The sequence below is a fragment of the Indolivaga capnocytophagoides genome (assembly GCF_036511535.1).
GTDB lineage: Bacteria > Bacteroidota > Bacteroidia > Bacteroidales > Dysgonomonadaceae > Dysgonomonas_A > Dysgonomonas_A capnocytophagoides.
Genome location: NZ_AP028867.1, coordinates 1107340 through 1124931, shown reverse-complemented (window position 1 = coordinate 1124931; position 17592 = coordinate 1107340). Strand labels below are relative to the sequence as shown.

Here is a 17592-nt window from a genome sequence, read left to right as displayed (position 1 = left end):
CCTGTAAATTCAGTGGACGCTATGAAAGTATTAATGTTTGGATGGGAATTTCCTCCTTATATCTCGGGAGGGTTGGGTACCGCTTGCTATGGGTTGACTAAAGGCCTGGCTCAACAAGATGTAGAGGTTTTATTTGTTATGCCGAAAGCATCGGGAGACGAAGACGGAAGTATTGGTAAGATAATAAACGCAAGTGATGTTGAAATGCCAAACTCGGTCACCTCCATTGAGTCGTTCTGGTCTAATGTCAGTTTTCTGCCTGTGGATTCGGGTTTGATACCTTATCTCGGGTGGGAGGAATATGCTCATATAGCTCAACAAACTCAAGGCTCGGATAAAAAGTCTTTTACTCATCTGGGGGGCAAATTTACATTTTCCGGTAAGTATGGATCAAACTTAATGGAAGAAGTGATGAGGTATGCTTATATTGCATCAAAAATTGCTGAAGAAAATGAGTTTGATATTATTCATGCCCATGATTGGTTAACTTATTTAGCAGGTATTGTAGCAAAACGTATTTCGGGAAAACCTTTAGTAGTACATGTACATGCAACGGAATTTGACCGCAGCGGGGAGAATGTGAACCGTATGGTATACGATTTGGAACGAATGGGGATGGAGAATGCAGACGCAGTGATTACTGTAAGTGACCTCACCCGTAATATAGTTGTCAACCGTTACGGTATAAATAAAGAAAAAGTTATAACCGTGCACAATGCTGTTGATTTTTCGGGACGCGAAACAATTGAATCATCAAAGGCTATAAAAGAAAAGGTTATTACCTTTTTGGGGCGTATTACCTTTCAGAAAGGACCAGAATACTTCATAGAGGCTGCATATAAGGTGCTGAAAGTCTGCCCGAATGTCCGTTTTGTTATGGCCGGAAGTGGAGATATGATGAATAAAATGGTTGCTCGTGTCGCAAAACTGAGGATCGGTTCTAAATTTACTTTTACAGGTTTTTTGACAGGAGATGATGTGCATAAAATGTATGCTCAAAGTGATGTGTATGTAATGCCTTCAGTATCTGAGCCTTTCGGTATTTCACCTCTTGAAGCTATGCGTACCGGTGTTCCCACTATCATATCAAAGCAGTCTGGTGTAGCTGAAGTCTTGAAGCATGCAATCAAGGTTAATTTCTGGGATATTGACGCATTGGCTGATGCAATGTACGGACTGGTTACATACCCGACTTTAGCGGCGACTTTACAGGGAGAAGGTACAGCCGAAGTGAATGCTTTGAACTGGGACGACAGTGCTTGCAGGGTTAAAGCTGTATATAAAGGTGTAATAGCCTGACTTTATTAAAATAACATAAACACATATTAGCTATGAAAAAATCTCTATGCTTTTATTTTCAGATACATTTGCCATTCCAATTCCGAAGATATCGTTTTTTTGATATAGGTAACTCTCATCAGTATTATGATGATTTCAATACACGGACAGCCTTGCAGAAAGCTGTAGAACACTGCTATCTGCCAATGAACAGGGTATTGATGGATATAATAAAGGAATATGGTAAGAATTTTAAGGTTGCATTTTCGATAACAGGCGAAACGATAGAACAGTTCGAATTATATGCTCCTCAGGTATTGGATAGTTTTAAAGAACTGGCAGCTACAGGATCGGTGGAATTCTTATGTGAAACATATTCTCATTCACTGGTATTCTTGAAAGATGAGCATGAATTTGACAGGCAGTTATTAAAGCAGGCCGAAACGATTGAACGCTATTTTGGGCAGAAACCGTCGGTTGTAAGATTGACAGGACTTATATATTCAGACCAGATCGGCGAAAGAGTTGCGAAGTTAGGTTTCAAAGCAATGGTAGCGGAGGGTGCTAAGCATGTTTTAGGTTGGAAAACTCCGAATTATCTATATTCGAATGCATATAATTCTAAGTTCAAAATTTTATTGAGAAATTTCAGGCTGAGTGATGACATAGCATATCGATTCTCTGATAGAAGCTGGGATCAGTGGCCTGTTACCTGCGAAAAATTTACAGGATGGCTACACAATGTAGATAAGACAGAAGAGGTTGTCAATCTTTTCATGGATTATCTGACATTCGGTGAAAGGCACTCCAAAGGATCGGGCATATTCGAATTTATGAGGTATTTACCACAGGATGTTTTGAATCAGGGCGAATTCGAGTTTCTGACTCCATCGGAGGTTGTGAAGAAACACGAAGCCAAAGCACCTGTACATGTTCCATATCCTATATCATGGTCGGAAGAAGAACGCGATTTGAGTATCTGGTTAGGAAATGATTTGCAAAATGACGCATTTAATTCACTTAGCGAATTAGGAACAAAAGTGTCATTTGTTGATGATACTGAGATTACCAGAGATTGGGAGCGGCTTCAGGATAGTGATAACTATTACTATATGGGAACTAAGTGGATGACAGAGGGAACAACCCGCCGTTTCAAAAATGTATATTCGAGCCCATATGATGCTTATATCAATTATATGAACATATTGAGTGATTTCACATTGAGGGTCGAAGAATTGCTGGATATTAAAATAAAAGAGTTACTGGCTAATAAAAAATATACAGAAAGACTCGAAGATATCGTGTCTGCTAATCAAAATAAATATACATCCATACAAGTTAAGAAAATTATAAATATATTGGGTGATGAACTGGGACTCGGTTTACTGAAAAAAGCTAAAAAATCGGCTAAGCCTGATAAGAGCCAGACAAAAGAAGCAAAAACAACATTAAATAAAACATCTAAAGTAAAAAAGAACTAATATTAGGGTCGCTAATGAAGCTAATAACAAACAACATCATTAGATAATTATGCAAAATGAAAAATTATTGGTACCGGACTATCTATTTGAGGTAGGCTGGGAAGTGTGTAACAAGGTAGGAGGTATTCATACGGTTATCGCAACTAAAATCGCATCTTTAGAGAAAGTTCTTAATAAACCGCATATTCTTATAGGGCCTGATGTTGTACAGGGTAATGAGACTAATCATGAGTTTATTGAAGATCCATTATTGTTAAAGACGTGGAAAGCAAAAGCTATAAACGATGGATTGCGCATAAGGGTTGGACGTTGGAATATTGCCGAAAAACCAATCATTGTTCTCATTGATTTTACTCCGTTTTTTTCATCAAAAGATGAGATATTAAGTAATTTATGGGAAAAATTTAAGCTTGACTCTTTATCAGGACAATGGGATTATATCGAACCCGCTCTCTTCGGATATGCAGCTGCTAAAGTGATAGAGAGTTATGTAAAGTATCATTGTGCTCCTAATGATAAGATCATCGCTCAGTTTCATGAATGGATGACCGGATCGGGTCTTTTGTACCTGAAATCGGAGATGCCACAGGTAGGATGCGTATTCACAACTCATGCAACAGTGCTGGGACGTTGTATTGCAGGAAATAATCTACCACTTTACGATAAACTAAAATCATATAATCCGGATACAGTCTCTCGTAATTTTAATGTTATATCAAAACAGTCTTTAGAAAAGTTGGCGGCTCAGGAAGCTGATAGTTTTACTACTGTCAGCGATATTACAGCAAAAGAGTGCGAACAATTTTTAGGTAAGCCTGTAGATATTGTAACTCCGAATGGTTTTCAGGATTTTATAGCGAATGATGAAAATTTTGCCGAACAGGAGAAGAAAGGCCGCAATGATCTGATAAAAGTTGCACAGGCTATCTTAGGTCGTCCGATAGATAATAATGCATTGCTTATAGGAATAAGCGGACGGTATGAGTTCAAAAATAAAGGTATAGATGTTTTTATAGAAGCTTTAGGCAAGTTAAATAAAAACAAAGCATTGACCAGAGAGGTTGTAGGCTTTATTTTAGTACCCGCTGGACATCATGGTCCTTCGAAAGAATTGCTGTACAATCTACAGAATAATATATCAGACAGACCTTTGCATAATAAGTATGTGACTCATGATCTGAACGATGAGCAATATGATCCTACGATGAATGCAATTCGTAACAACGAACTGAACAATACGAATGAAGATCGTGTCAAAATATTTTTTGTGCCATCGTATCTGAATGGTACGGACGGAGTATTTAATGTTCCTTATTATGACTTGCTTGCCGGGCTCGATTTGGCATTGTTTCCGTCTTATTATGAACCATGGGGTTATACACCATTAGAGAGCGTTGCTTTTAAGGTGCCTACTATAACCACATCTTTAGCCGGATTTGGTCTATGGGTAAAAACGCATTACAAAGAGGAACGTCCGGGGATTACAGTCATCAGCAGAACTGACGATAATGATGCTGAAGTAATTTCAAAAATAGAAGGTCATGTAATCCGACATGCAAATTATAAAGAAAAAGAACAGCTTAGTGTTAAAGAAAACGCATATGAAGTATCTAAGATTGCTCTTTGGGATAATCTGATTTATTATTATATGAAGGCTTATAGCGATGCCTTGGCTAAAGTAGCCGAACGCTATGACGAAAGTGATTTTATAACTGACATACAAACAAATTATATACCGCAAATGCCGCAAAGTGTAACCCCAAACTGGTTTAATGTTATAGTGCATCGTAATGTGCCTGAAAAGTTAAAAAGGCTTGAAGAATTGGCCTATAATCTTTGGTGGTGTTGGAATCAGGATGCTAAAGAATTATTTGAGTCTGTTGATCCTGTTATTTGGGAAAAAGTGTATTTCAATCCGATAGCATTATTGGATAGCCTCAATTATCAGCGTTATCAGCAGCTCGAAAACGATGCAGAGTTTATTAATCGGTTAGATTCCGTTTACTCCAGATTTAAGGCATATATGGATCTGAAGAATACACAAGATGGTCCGACTATCTCTTATTTCTGTATGGAATATGGTTTACATACTTCTTTGAAAATTTATTCGGGAGGGTTAGGTATTCTTGCAGGCGACTATTTGAAAGAAGCCAGTGATAAGGGTACGAAGATGACCGGTATAGGTCTTTTATACAGGTATGGTTATTTCACACAAAGACTATCCACTACAGGAGAACAGGAAAATATTTACGAGGCTCAGCAGTTCGACAAAACACCGGTGACCCCTCAACGAGACGAAGATGGTAATTGGATAACTATACAGATCGCTCTACCGGGCAGAAACTTACATGCCCGTGTATGGAGAGTCGATGTAGGTCGTGTTGAACTATATCTGCTTGATACCGATTTTGAGGATAATTTACCCGAAGATCGTTCTGTTACACACCATTTATATGGTGGTGATTGGGAAAACCGATTGAAACAAGAGTTACTTCTTGGTATAGGAGGTATACGGGTGTTGAAGAAACTGAATAAACGCTCCGATGTGTACCATTGTAATGAAGGGCATGCCGCATTTACGGGTATGGAGCGTATTCACCAGTTGATGGTTGATAAAACTCTTTCTTTTGATGAAGCGAGAGAAGTAGTCCGCTCATCTTCACTGTTTACTACACATACTCCTGTTCCTGCAGGGCATGATGCTTTCGAAGAAGGATTGTTGCGTAAATATATATCACATTATCCTGATCGTTTTCAGATAGGCTGGGATCGTATAATGTCTCTGGGACGTATGCACCCTGACAATCATAGCGAGAAATTCTCGATGAGTGTCCTTGCCGTAAATTTGTCTCAGGAAGTAAATGGCGTAAGCTGGCTTCATGGAAAGGTATCACAGGATATGTTTAAAGATATGTTCCCGGGGTATTTGACCGAAGAATCATATATTGGTTATGTGACGAATGGTGTACATTATCCGACTTGGGCTGCTCCTGAATGGAAAGAACTACATGAAAGGGTATTTGGTGCTGATTTTGCGAATCACCATTATGATAAATCGTGTTTTGCAAATATACAAACTGTTGAGAATCGCGAAATCTGGAATATACGGACAAAACTGCGTGCCAGAATGTTCGAACATATCAAAGAACGTTTGACTAAGCATAACGAGTTGATGTATTATACTCCTCGTGAGATTGTCAGTATTGTCGAAGCATTAGATCCTAATAAATTGACATTCGGGTTTGCACGCCGTTTCGCTACTTATAAGCGAGCTCAGCTATTGTTTAAGAATCTGGATACTCTCAATGCGATTGTTAATCATCCTACACAACCGGCTCAGTTTATTTTTGCCGGAAAAGCTCACCCTGCGGATAAAGCAGGACAGGATTTGATTAAGAAAATTGTAGAGATCTCGAAATACCCTCAATTTTTAGGAAAGATTCTCTTTATCGAGAATTACGACATGGAATTAGCTTCTAATTTGGTTCAGGGTGTAGATATCTGGCTTAATACACCCACACGTCCGATGGAAGCATCGGGAACCAGTGGCGAAAAAGCTGTTATGAATGGAGTGATGCATTTTAGTGTACTTGATGGATGGTGGGTCGAAGGTTATCAGAAAGATGCCGGATGGGCATTGCCTCTTGAGCAGGTTTATGAAAATGACGAATTTCAAAATGAATTGGATGCCGAACTTGTATATAATACAATAGAGAATGAAATAGCACCGTTGTATTATGAACAAGATTCGAATGGAATTCCTAATGAGTGGGTTCAGCATGTTAAAAATTCAATAGATAAGGTAGCATCTAACTTTACAATGAATCGTCAATTGACCGATTATGAGGATCGATTCTATAATAAGTTGAGTGCTCGAGCTCATGAAATAGTGAAAGATGACTTTGCCATGGCTAAAAATATTGTAGCCTGGAAACATAAAATGGCCAGAAGTTGGGATAGTATAGAGGTTATCTCTGTAAATATGCCAAGTATCTATAAAGAATCTATTTCTTTGGGAATGGAATATGACTTTGAAGTAAAATTGAGCTGTGGTTCTTTATCTGCTGAGGATTTAGGCGTGGAGTTAGTTGTGACTAATGACAAAAGCAGTAAGACCGAAGACTTCCTTATTAAAAAGTCATTTACGTTTGTAAATCAGAGTGGAAGCATGGCAACTTTCCGATTGAAGTATGTGACCAGTCAGATCGGAAGTTTCTCTATCGGATTGCGGGTATATGCGAAAAATGATTTGTTAGCTTACCAACAAGATTCAGGACTAGTGAAATGGATGTAATGATCTGCTGACAATCTATTAAGATAAGTAAGATTTAATATGGCTATCTTTGATTATTTCAAAATAGCCATATTATGTTTAAAATTTAATCAATCAGAATCTGCAGAATTTTATCTATACTTAAAGTGATTAAAGCTACAGAGTTCTGCCGCTACTTATTGGGGATAGGAAGAAAAGGTGACTGATGAAAAAGCACAATTTTGGTGTTACTTTTGTAACCTTTTTTTATAGTTGAGAATTAATAATAGAATCTTATTACAAAAATTAGCCATGAAAGAATCTATATATAACGATCCGGGATTAGATAAATATAAAACAGTCATTCAATACAGACATGATAAATTTACTCAAAGAAAAACCTTACTTACAAAAGGAGGAGCTTTGAGCAATATTGCTAATGGTTATTTGTATTACGGATTGCACCGTTATCCTGATAAATGGGTATTGCGTGAGTGGGCTCCCAATGCTTTAGAAATATATCTGATAGGCGATTTTAATAATTGGCAGCAGCGGAAAGAATTTGCCTTTTATGAAACTTATAATGGCAATTGGGAAATAGAACTGCCTCTCGATTCTTTGAAACAGGGAATGCTGTATAAGCTCTGGATAAAGTGGGATGATGGAGCGGGAGAGCGTATTCCGGCATATTGCAGGAGGGTAGTGCAGGATGATGTGAATAAAATATTCTCGGCACAGGTTTGGACACATGAGTATCAGTGGAAATATAAAGAATCGGTTCAGGTAAAGAATCCTCTTATTTATGAGGCTCATATCGGGATGGCCGGAGAAGAGGAGGCTGTGTCAACATATATTCATTTCAGAGAAAAGATACTGCCATATATAGCAAAGATGGGCTACAATACAATACAATTAATGGCTATACAGGAACATCCTTATTACGGATCATTTGGGTATCAGGTTGCAAATTTTTTTGCCCCGAGTTCCCGTTTTGGAACTCCGGAAGAACTCAAGGAGTTGATCGATGAAGCTCACCGCCTGAATATTGCTGTTGTATTGGATATTGTACATTCTCATGCAGTGAAGAATGAAACCGACGGGTTGAGTCGTTTTGACGGAAGTTTCGACTTGTATTTTCATTCAGGAGAAAAAGGAATGCACCCCGTTTGGAATTCCAGATGTTTCGATTATGGGAAGAATGAAGTGATCGCATTTCTATTATCCAATTGTAAATATTGGGTTGAGGAATTTCATTTTGATGGATTCCGTTTTGATGGAGTAACCAGCATGATGTATTACGATCATGGCATTGGACGTGATTTTACCAATTATTCAATGTATTATGATGGTAATCAGGACGAAGATGCAATAACATATCTGACACTGGCAAATGAGCTGATACATGAATTGAATCCCAATGGATTTACTATTGCGGAGGATGTTAGCGGTATGCCGGGATTGGCCTCTCCGGTAGATAAAATGGGAATTGGATTTGATTATCGGATGGCTATGGGAATTGCCGATTTTTGGGTTAAATTGCTTAAAACAAAACGGGATGAAGAATGGCATGTCGGTGATATGTTTTATGAATTAACCAATAAGCGAAAAGAAGAATCTACGATCAGTTATGTCGAAAGTCATGATCAGGCTATGGTTGGCGATAAAACTATTATATTCAGGCTTCTGGATAGCCTGATGTATACTGATATGAATGTGTTTGGTCATAATCCAAAGGTTGACAGGGGGATAGCTCTTCATAAGATGATTCGTCTGGCAACCATCGCTACTGCCGGAAATGGTTATCTGACATTTATGGGGAATGAGTTCGGACATCCCGAATGGATTGATTTTCCGAGAGAAGGTAACGATTGGTCTTATAAATATGCCCGCCGTCAATGGAGTTTAGAGAAGGATACTAACCTAAGGTATCGTTTTCTGGCAGAGTTTGAGCATGCTATGTTGGAAGAAATAACAAAATATTCTATATTCGATGAAAGACCTGCTGTCATTGTTCAAAGTACAAATGAGCAAGTTTTAGTCTTTAAGCGTAGAGATTTACTATTTGTCTTTAACTTTAGTCCTGTAAAATCTTATACTGATTATCCGATAGACGTTTCTGAAGGTGTTTATAATATCATCTTGAATACAGATGAATCTCGTTTTGATGGGTTTGATCTGGTAGATATGAATTATGATTATATTACCCGGAAAGTGAAAGATAAGGATGTCTTAAAACTATACATACCCGCTCGTTCAGCATATATTATGTCTTATCGTAAGTTATAGAAAGCATCGAATAATAGGTCTGAAACCTAAAAAGTAAATAATGAGAATTAAAAGGAAATATTGTGCTACTGAGGAAATTCGTTTTCGGCCTTTTTAGCTAACCATAAGTTTCGGGCATACGCTATAAAGCCAGCACTTTGACCTAGTATCAGTACGGGATCTTTACGGAAGATGCCATATGCGATGGTAATTATAGATCCGCCTAAACTTAATAGCCAAAAGTTAACAGGAAGAGATGATTCTCCTTTGGATTGTGAGTACCACCATTGGTAAACAAACCTTAGTGTGAAGATAATCTGTCCCATAGATCCGAAAATAAGCAACCCCAGAGGCATGCTTTTAAACAAGCGTTCGATACTACTTGTTCCGTGGTATAGCACATAACATCCGGCAACGATCGGGGTAGCTAGTATAATGTATCTGATTATGGGATATATTTCTTTCCAATGGTCTTTGTTATTTATATTCCAGACATAGATGTAATAAGAGAAAACTTGACCGAGGATAATCGCGAAATCACCTCTGAGCCATCCATATATTGAAAATAAGAACGATGCAAATAAGCTTATTTGCCAGTATATAGTAGGAGATACAACTTTCTTAGCCCTTTCGGATAATACCCATTGGATCAGCACACGGGCAGAGAATAAACCCTGAGCCAGAAAGCCTATAACAAAGTACCACGATTTGCTTTCCATATGTTATTATTGATGAATGGCTATATTGTTAGATGCTATATTGTAATTGATATATCGTTTTTTCATCCATCGGTAGGCAAAGCAGTCCAAGAATGGACCTATAAGCCGATTCCATAAATTAAATTTGGAAGTTCCTGCAATTCGTTCGAAATGTCTTACAGGAATCTGTTTGACTTTGACGTTCTGGAGTTGAATAAGTGCCGGTAAAAAGCGATGCATACCTGTAAAAAACGGAATACGTTTAGCGTTATCTGTCTTTATAATTTTCAGAGGGCATCCGGTATCGGCAACACCATCATTGGTCATCCAACGCCTAAATCCGTTTGCGATTTTAGAGGATAATTTTTTACCTAAGCTGTCTTTACGTCCGGTGCGGATTCCCATAACCAGACCAAATTCATGCCGATAGGGTAGTAATAGCTCAAAGTCTTCAGGTGTTGTTTGTAGGTCTGCATCAATATAACCGACAAAGGTGGATTCTGCAGTATCAATTCCGGCTTTTATTGCAGCACTTAATCCTCTGTTTTCTGCGAAATTGATATAGAAAAAAGAGTCGTTTTGTAGGCATATTTTTTCTATAAGAGCTTTGCTGTTATCTTTAGATCCATCATTAACGAATAGTATACAAGACTTTACAGAAGATTTATTGAGATACGATGAAAGTTCTTTTTCTAATCTGTCAATGTTGTCTTCTTCATTATAAATTGGGACTATTATTGTTAATTCATAGCCTAAAGTCTTATTCATAATCGCTATATTGATATATTTGTTTGGTCAGCAAAGGTATCTATTTTTTAGAATATATTTGTATTTGCTACTTCTAAAACATTATATTTATTAGACTACCGGTTTCAAAATATTTATCTTTGCCGAGTCTTATCACTATATGTATATTGAATCTGTAACTATATGACAAATACTCAGAATCATCTTATTCATTATCTGTTTATTATTGTAGTTTGTTTTTTCGCATTCTTTGTAAATAATCAGATAATTCCTGCAGACTTGATGGAGTCTCGCAATTTAGCAACCGCTCAGGAAATGATACATACAGATAATTATCTGATGCCTACAATGAACGGTGAACCTCGTCTAGAAAAGCCACCTTTACCAACATGGATAGCTGCCGGTGTAGAGCTTTTGTTTCCGGAAAATCTTGTTGTACAAAGATATATGGCAGCGATTTCTGCTACGATAATGGTTTTCTTTCTGTATTTTCTTCTATCCAGGTTAACTAAGAACCGAAATATTGGATTATTATCATCATTGGTATTAGCTTCTTGCTTTAATATCATACTGATGGGGCGAACTGCTACATGGGATATTTACTGTCATAGCTTTATGCTTGGTGCTATTTACTTCTTAGTTTTGGGCTTGGAAGAAAAAGGTAAGCAATGGGGCCATTTCTTTATTACCGGACTTTTTCTAGGATTATCTTTCCTTAGTAAAGGGCCTGTATCGTTTTATGCCTTATTACTTCCTTTCCTTATAAGCTATATTATTGTGCTCAGACCTTCAGCAAAAGGTAAAATGCTTCCTATCCTTATTATGATACTCACTTGTCTGGTTATCTCTACATGGTGGCCTGTATACGCTCGGTTGTCTCATCCTGAATTAGCTGTTGCTGTAGCTGATAAAGAATCATCATCTTGGCTTAATCATAATGTGAGACCTTTATATTATTATTGGCAGTTTCCTGCCGAAGCCGGTATATGGGCTCTATTCTGGATCACCTCTTTGTGCTGGTTTCATTGGAAAAAAAAGATCGAAAACCGTCATGTCTATATATTATCTGTCATATGGACTTTGTCCGCATTTATTCTCTTGTCTTTGATTCCGGAGAAAAAGACCCGTTATCTGTTACCGATGCTGATTCCCGGAGCTATTAATATAGGGTTTTATATTTATCATTGTGCCAACAGTATAATGACATCAAAGGAAAAGAATACATTTCGTTTCAATATTATTGTAATTATTCTTATACTGGTAGCACTACCTGTGGCATTGTACATAATGTTCTTTAAGGACGGCTTGGTGACACTGCCTCTTTATATAGTCACTTCCATTATAAGTATTTGTCTGGCTGTGTTTCTTATCATATCGGTATTCAATAAACATCGTATTAATGTGCTGAAAGCTTTTACCGGAATATTGTTAACCATGATTATGGTTGAAGGCTTATGTATGATACCTGCCGGTAATATGTTTATAAATAACGACAGGCATAGTATCAGGATGCTGAGAAAGATCGACAGGGTTCAGAATATGCCGTTTTTCTATAATGAAAAAGAACAGTTAAGAATGGAGCTTGTATATGAGGCTAATCAAGTCATACGTTCTTTGAATGTGTCGGATAGTGCTCTCATTCAGTCAAAACTACCGTTTGTATTTGTCAGCGGAGCACCTATCGATAGTTTGTTGACCGGAAAAAATGTAAAGATAGAATACATTGATACTTTTGATAATAATTGGCAAAAATCATCTAGTCGGAGATACAATGAAGATCTGGTCAGACAGGTTGCTATTATTAGTAAACTTAAATAAAAACAGAAGAGGAGATTTAAATCTCCTCTTCTTCATTCTACTACTTCACTTTAACCGCAACAGAGCTTCTGATATCTGCAGAAGATGCTGCACAATGTAATGTAAACTGGTCTGATTCTACAATCCAGCTATGAGATTTATCATCGAAAAAGGCTAGGCTTTCGACCGGAACCGATAGTTCGACAGTCTTACTTTCTCCTGCTTTTAAGAATACTTTCTGAAAAGCTTTCAACTCTTTTGCCGGACGTTCAAGCGATGGTTTAGACTGAGATGCATATATCTGAACGGATTCAGCTCCATCTGCTTTACCTTTATTTGTCAAGACGAATGAAACTTTAATTGTTTCATTTTTATCGTATTCTTTTTTGTCGGTGGTAGCTTTACCGTATTCAAAAGTAGTATAAGATAAACCATATCCGAAGGGGAACATCGCGGGGATTTTTTTCGTATCATGCCAACGGTAACCAACAAGTAATCCTTCTTTGTAAACCTGATTAATACTATCTCCGGGGTAGGAAATTTTACCAAAAGAAATAGCTCCATTGTCTTCCAGTTTTTTAGGGAAAGAGAATGGCAGTTTTCCCGAAGGATTAACATCTCCGGCTATAATGTTAGCTGTTGCTGTACCTGCCTGAGAGCCTAAATACCACGATTGCATCAATGCCGGAACTTTATCTAGCCAAGGCATCGCAACAGCATTACCGCTGATGATAATTACACCTGTATTTTTATTAATCTTAAGAATATCTTCGATAAGTTCGTTCTGACCGAAAGGCAGATCATAAGTGATGCGGTCGGCTCCTTCACAATCCTGTTGGAAGTTCTTGTTCAGTCCTCCAAAGAAAAGTACTACATCTGCATCTTTCACAAGAGCCAAAGCTTCTCTTTTCAGAGAGTCGGCATTATAAGGAGAAGGTACAAACTGATCGTATACGGTGGGTCCCGATCCGTATCCCATAGTATAGAATACTTTATCATCACCGTACTTCTCTTTTAACCCTTCAAGCGGAGATATTTCTTTCTTTACCTTCAATTCTGAAGATCCTCCACCGACGGTAAGTGATCGGGTTGCATTTTCGCCGATAACAACAATCTTTTTGTATCTATTTTTAGCAATAGGGAAGAAATCCTTTTCGTTTTTCATTAGGACTATTCCCTGTTCTGCAATACGGCGTGCTACATCAGCATGTTCCGGAGTGGCAAAACTCCCATAGGGACGGTTTCTATCCATATTTGTGCGGAGTGTAAGTCTGAGCACACGTCTAACTTTTTCATCTAAAGTAGACATTGGCAACTCTCCTTTTTTCAGCATTTCCAGATAAGGTTGTGCCATAAAATAATTGTCATAAGCGAAGCTTTCTCCCCAGGTAAGTCCATTAGTCCAGCTTCCCATTTCTATATCCAAACCATTAAGGGCAGCCTCTTTAGTGTCGTGAGCACTTCCCCAGTCTGTTACGACAACTCCGTCGAATCCCCATTCGCCTTTAAGTATCTTATTGGTTAAGAGTTCGTGATGTGTGGTATGCTGTCCTCTGAACTGATTATAAGCGCCCATTATAGCCCAGACTTTACCTTCTGTTACTCCTGCTTTAAAAGCGGGCAGATATATTTCATACAGAGCCCTGTCGCTGACTTCGACATTGATATGTCCACGCCAAAGTTCCTGATTGTTCAATGCATAGTGTTTCATACATGCGGCAACACCGTTTTGTTGAACACCGTGTATATAAGGCACTACCATTTTGGATGCCAGATACGGATCTTCTCCCATATATTCAAAGTTCCGGCCGTTCATCGGTGTACGGTAGATGTTTACTCCGGGGCCGAGTATGATATCTTTCTTTCTGTAGCGAGCCTCTTCGCCTAGTGCGTTTCCGTATTCGAGAGATAAATTAGGATTGAATGTAGCTGCAAGACAAGTTAATGCAGGAAATGCAGTACACGAGTCATTTGTCCATCCAGCGTGATTCCATGTATCCCAGTCGATTTCCATGCGAACGCCGTGAGGGCCGTCGCTCATCCATATTTCTGGAATTCCTAAACGAGGGCATCCAGGAGTGCTGAATTTGGACTGAGCATGAATCATTGCGATCTTTTCTTCGAGTGTCATACGAGAAAGAGCATCTTCGATTCGGGCTTCAATAGGTTTGCTGTCATCCAGATATACAGGTTTTGCTTTGAGCTGCGCCTGTGACTGGAATGTAAACAACCCCAAAATACTAGATAGTACTAAAAGTTTTTTCATGTTTAGTTTATATTAAATATATAGATTTCAAATACTTAATTATAAAAGGTAACAAAGGTTTCACTCTTTATGTCATTTTTCATCAGTTACCTTTTTCTCCCTATCATTATGTTGATATATTTTATATTCTCAATTCTCGACTCAACCCAAAAGGTTACAAAAGTTACATAAGAATTGTATTTTTTTATTTGTTTCCTTTTCCTCTTTATTTTGTTCTTTTAGTAATGAAAAGTATTTAATGATATGTTTTAAAGCGATAATCAGCTCTTGCTGTAATACTTGCAAAGTCAATAAAAGGTATGAGACCTTAAAAAAGAATTCTTACTGTTTGTCCTTTCTTTATGTATAGATAAATTTTGTTATTATCAACTGCATATTTTTTAGTGCCTGAAATAGATGATACTTCAGAAGGTAATTTCAATATAAACATATCGGACGCATCTGCTTTCAATGTGAATTCCTGTATTCTATTATTCTTCCATGAAAAATCAACAGATGCACCTCCTCTGACTCGTAATCCTTTCACTTCTCCATTTTTACAACTTTGAGTCATTGCGGGCAATAGTTCTATGTAGCCAGAATGGCTTTGGACAAGCATTTCCATTATACCTGCTGAACCTCCAAAATTGCCATCTATCTGCATAGGGGGATGCGCACTGAATAGGTTAGGGTAGGTTCCCCAGCTGCTTTCAGCAGGCTTTAAGAGGTCTCCTATGAGTTTGTATGCCCTTTCACCATCTTTCAGACGAGCCCAGAAATTGATTTTCCAAGCCATAGACCATCCTGTCGATTGATCGCCTCTCCTTTCCAGTGTTGTTTTAGCTGCTTCCATTAACTGCGGAGTATTTTCGAAAGTGAGTTCGTTGCCCGGATACAATCCGTATAATTGTGATACATGACGGTGGTGTATATCTGCTTCTTCATAATCTTCGAGCCATTCCATGACTTGACCGTATTTTCCGATTGAAGTCGGAGCTAGTTTAGCCTTTTTTATTTCAAGTGATTTACTCCAATCTTTATCTGTTTTTAAAATATGAGCTGCTGCACTTACATTAGTAAATAGTTCGCGTATAATCTGATTATCCATAGTCGATCCTGCACTAATGGATATGGTATCACCTTGTAGAGTTACATATTTATTTTCAGGAGACGTTGTTGGTGCTGTTACGAGATAGCCATTATTGGGGTCTTCTATCAGCATATCCTCAAAAAATAAGGCTGCACCCTTCATTACAGGATATACCGATGCCAAATATTTTTTATCTTTTGTATATTCATAATGTTGCCATAAGTGTTGGCAAAGCCAGGCTCCTGCCGTATTGGTTGCTCCCCAAGCCGGATCTTCGGCCGGAGAGGTAAATCCCCAGATATTACCTAGTATATGAGTAACCCATCCACGGCTGTTATAATATATTTTGGCTGTTTTTTGACCCGGAATAACTAATGATTTAATGTATTCGGTCAATGGTAAATGCAGATCGGAAAGATTACCCGTTTCTGCTCCCCAGAAGTTCATTTGCAAATTGATATTAAGATGATAATCTCCATTCCACGGAGTGGCAATTTGCGGAGCCCATAAACCTTGCAAGTTAGGAGGTAATCCACCTTTGCGGGTAGAAGATATCAAAAGGTATCTTCCGTATTGCATATAAAGCCCTATCAGGTCAAAGTCAGATTTGTCTTTTTCAAAAGCATATAATCGTTTGTCGATCGGTAGTTCCGAATTTTGATTTTTATCTAACGTTAGATCTACCCGGTCAAACCATTTTTTATACTCTTGTATATGTTGTTCCCGTAGGTTTGAGTATGATTTATTGTCATTTTTTAGTAGTTTAAGATTCGTTTCAGTCGGATTGTTATTCTTATAGTTGGTTGCTAATGAAATATATATAAGAACCTCGTCAGCACCTGATATTTCTATACTCCCGTCATGAGTAGTCAGTCTTCCTCCTTTATTTATAATTTTGGCTTGTCCTTCATATTTCATGCCTGAATCTTTATTTGTGGCATTCATTTGTCCTGATATATAGAGGGTATTTTCGGTTGCATATGTTCGAAATCGTTCATCTCTGAACATCGAAATATTTAATGATATAGCTTTTTTCTGATCGGAAGTAAGCCGTATAATTCCTATATCATCGGTAAAAGAAGTAAGATATTCACGTGTATAGCTGATATTGCCTTTAGTATAAGTTGTAGTTGATATGGCGTTGCTTATATCAAGAGTACGTCTATAATCTTTTACGGTTGATGCCGAATCGGGATATTTGAAATCAATAGAAAGATTTCCGAAATTCTGAAAATTACCGAAAGCCCCGTTATCTTCACCTCCTCTACCTTTACATGTGAATGTTTTGTACATCAACTGTTGTGCTTCTTTATTTTTACCTGAAAAAAGAAGGTTTCTTATTTCGCCTAGGTATTTATATGCATCGGGGTTATCGGCATCTTGTTTACTTCCTGCCCATAATGATATTTCGTTCAGAACGATTCTTTCATTGTTTATCCCTCCCCAAGGCATCATTCCTATACGTCCGTTTCCGAGAGGAACGGATTCTTCCCAGATAGATGCGGGTTTATTAAAATAGTACAGCCATTGATTTGAAGCAGACGTTACAAACGAACATAATAATATAAATAAACATATAAGATTATATCTCATAATAATGTGTTGGTATTTATTATAATCTCATCCGAGATTTATTTCATGGGATTTAAGGTCTTGAGACCTGCTTATATCTGTAAAGCAAAAATATTACATTTATAGGTGAATATCTTTGCTTACTGTTTCTCTTGTAGGGTTTCTTT

General features: G+C 37.8%; 9 protein-coding genes. 5 read left to right on the top strand and 4 right to left on the bottom strand.

Annotated elements, in window-relative coordinates:
• Nucleotides 1–21: 21 nt before the first annotated feature.
• The 4 genes from AABJ51_RS04735 (at nucleotide 22) to AABJ51_RS04720 (ending at nucleotide 9297) form a co-directional block, all read left to right on the top strand.
• Nucleotides 22–1299 (top strand): glycosyltransferase family 4 protein, encoded by a 1278-nt coding sequence (locus AABJ51_RS04735; protein ID WP_026627355.1) that lies wholly within the window; start codon nucleotides 22–24, stop codon nucleotides 1297–1299.
• Nucleotides 1300–1331: 32 nt separating this feature from the next.
• On the top strand, nucleotides 1332–2759 hold the full coding sequence (locus AABJ51_RS04730) for a glycoside hydrolase family 57 protein (RefSeq protein ID WP_338374592.1): 1428 nt from the start codon (nucleotides 1332–1334) through the stop codon (nucleotides 2757–2759).
• 49 nt (nucleotides 2760–2808) lie between these two features.
• Entirely contained in the window at nucleotides 2809–7053 is a 4245-nt protein-coding gene (glgP, locus tag AABJ51_RS04725) for an alpha-glucan family phosphorylase (protein WP_338374590.1), read from the top strand.
• Between the two features lie 270 nt (nucleotides 7054–7323).
• Nucleotides 7324–9297: an alpha amylase C-terminal domain-containing protein gene (locus AABJ51_RS04720; protein ID WP_338374589.1), complete on the top strand. Its 1974-nt coding sequence runs from the start codon at nucleotides 7324–7326 to the stop codon at nucleotides 9295–9297.
• A 65-nt stretch (nucleotides 9298–9362) separates the two neighbouring features.
• Here AABJ51_RS04720 and AABJ51_RS04715 read toward each other — a convergent pair whose 3' ends face one another.
• Both AABJ51_RS04715 and AABJ51_RS04710 read right to left on the bottom strand, forming a co-directional pair.
• On the bottom strand, nucleotides 9363–9995 hold the full coding sequence (locus AABJ51_RS04715; RefSeq protein WP_026627351.1) for a lipid-A-disaccharide synthase N-terminal domain-containing protein: 633 nt from the start codon (nucleotides 9993–9995) through the stop codon (nucleotides 9363–9365).
• 6 nt (nucleotides 9996–10001) lie between these two features.
• The gene (locus tag AABJ51_RS04710) at nucleotides 10002–10742 is read right to left on the bottom strand and encodes a glycosyltransferase (RefSeq protein WP_338374588.1); all 741 of its coding nucleotides are present in this window, start codon (nucleotides 10740–10742) and stop codon (nucleotides 10002–10004) included.
• A 162-nt stretch (nucleotides 10743–10904) separates the two neighbouring features.
• On the opposite strand from AABJ51_RS04710, the gene AABJ51_RS04705 reads away from it, so the two are divergent.
• Nucleotides 10905–12539 carry an ArnT family glycosyltransferase gene (locus AABJ51_RS04705; protein WP_338374587.1) on the top strand — a complete coding sequence of 545 codons (1635 nt, stop codon included), beginning with the start codon at nucleotides 10905–10907 and terminating at the stop codon, nucleotides 12537–12539.
• Between the two features lie 40 nt (nucleotides 12540–12579).
• Here the strand turns inward: AABJ51_RS04705 and AABJ51_RS04700 are convergent, their stop codons facing one another.
• Together AABJ51_RS04700 and AABJ51_RS04695 are read right to left on the bottom strand one after the other, a co-directional pair.
• Nucleotides 12580–14784 (bottom strand): glycoside hydrolase family 3 C-terminal domain-containing protein, encoded by a 2205-nt coding sequence (locus AABJ51_RS04700; RefSeq protein ID WP_338374586.1) that lies wholly within the window; start codon nucleotides 14782–14784, stop codon nucleotides 12580–12582.
• 307 nt (nucleotides 14785–15091) lie between these two features.
• On the bottom strand, nucleotides 15092–17446 hold the full coding sequence (locus tag AABJ51_RS04695; RefSeq protein ID WP_338374585.1) for a glycoside hydrolase family 95 protein: 2355 nt from the start codon (nucleotides 17444–17446) through the stop codon (nucleotides 15092–15094).
• Between the last annotated feature and the right edge of the window lie 146 nt (nucleotides 17447–17592).

What these genes read in the sequence shown, in the direction of transcription:
- AABJ51_RS04695 (WP_338374585.1), bottom strand. Translation starts at nt 17,446, where the DNA reads ATGAGATATAATCTTATATGTTTATTTATATTATTATGTTCGTTTGTA.
- AABJ51_RS04700 (WP_338374586.1), bottom strand. Translation starts at nt 14,784, where the DNA reads ATGAAAAAACTTTTAGTACTATCTAGTATTTTGGGGTTGTTTACATTC.
- AABJ51_RS04705 (WP_338374587.1), top strand. Translation starts at nt 10,905, where the DNA reads ATGACAAATACTCAGAATCATCTTATTCATTATCTGTTTATTATTGTA.
- AABJ51_RS04730 (WP_338374592.1), top strand. Translation starts at nt 1,332, where the DNA reads ATGAAAAAATCTCTATGCTTTTATTTTCAGATACATTTGCCATTCCAA.
- glgP (WP_338374590.1), top strand. Translation starts at nt 2,809, where the DNA reads ATGCAAAATGAAAAATTATTGGTACCGGACTATCTATTTGAGGTAGGC.
- AABJ51_RS04720 (WP_338374589.1), top strand. Translation starts at nt 7,324, where the DNA reads ATGAAAGAATCTATATATAACGATCCGGGATTAGATAAATATAAAACA.
- AABJ51_RS04710 (WP_338374588.1), bottom strand. Translation starts at nt 10,742, where the DNA reads ATGAATAAGACTTTAGGCTATGAATTAACAATAATAGTCCCAATTTAT.
- AABJ51_RS04715 (WP_026627351.1), bottom strand. Translation starts at nt 9,995, where the DNA reads ATGGAAAGCAAATCGTGGTACTTTGTTATAGGCTTTCTGGCTCAGGGT.
- AABJ51_RS04735 (WP_026627355.1), top strand. Translation starts at nt 22, where the DNA reads ATGAAAGTATTAATGTTTGGATGGGAATTTCCTCCTTATATCTCGGGA.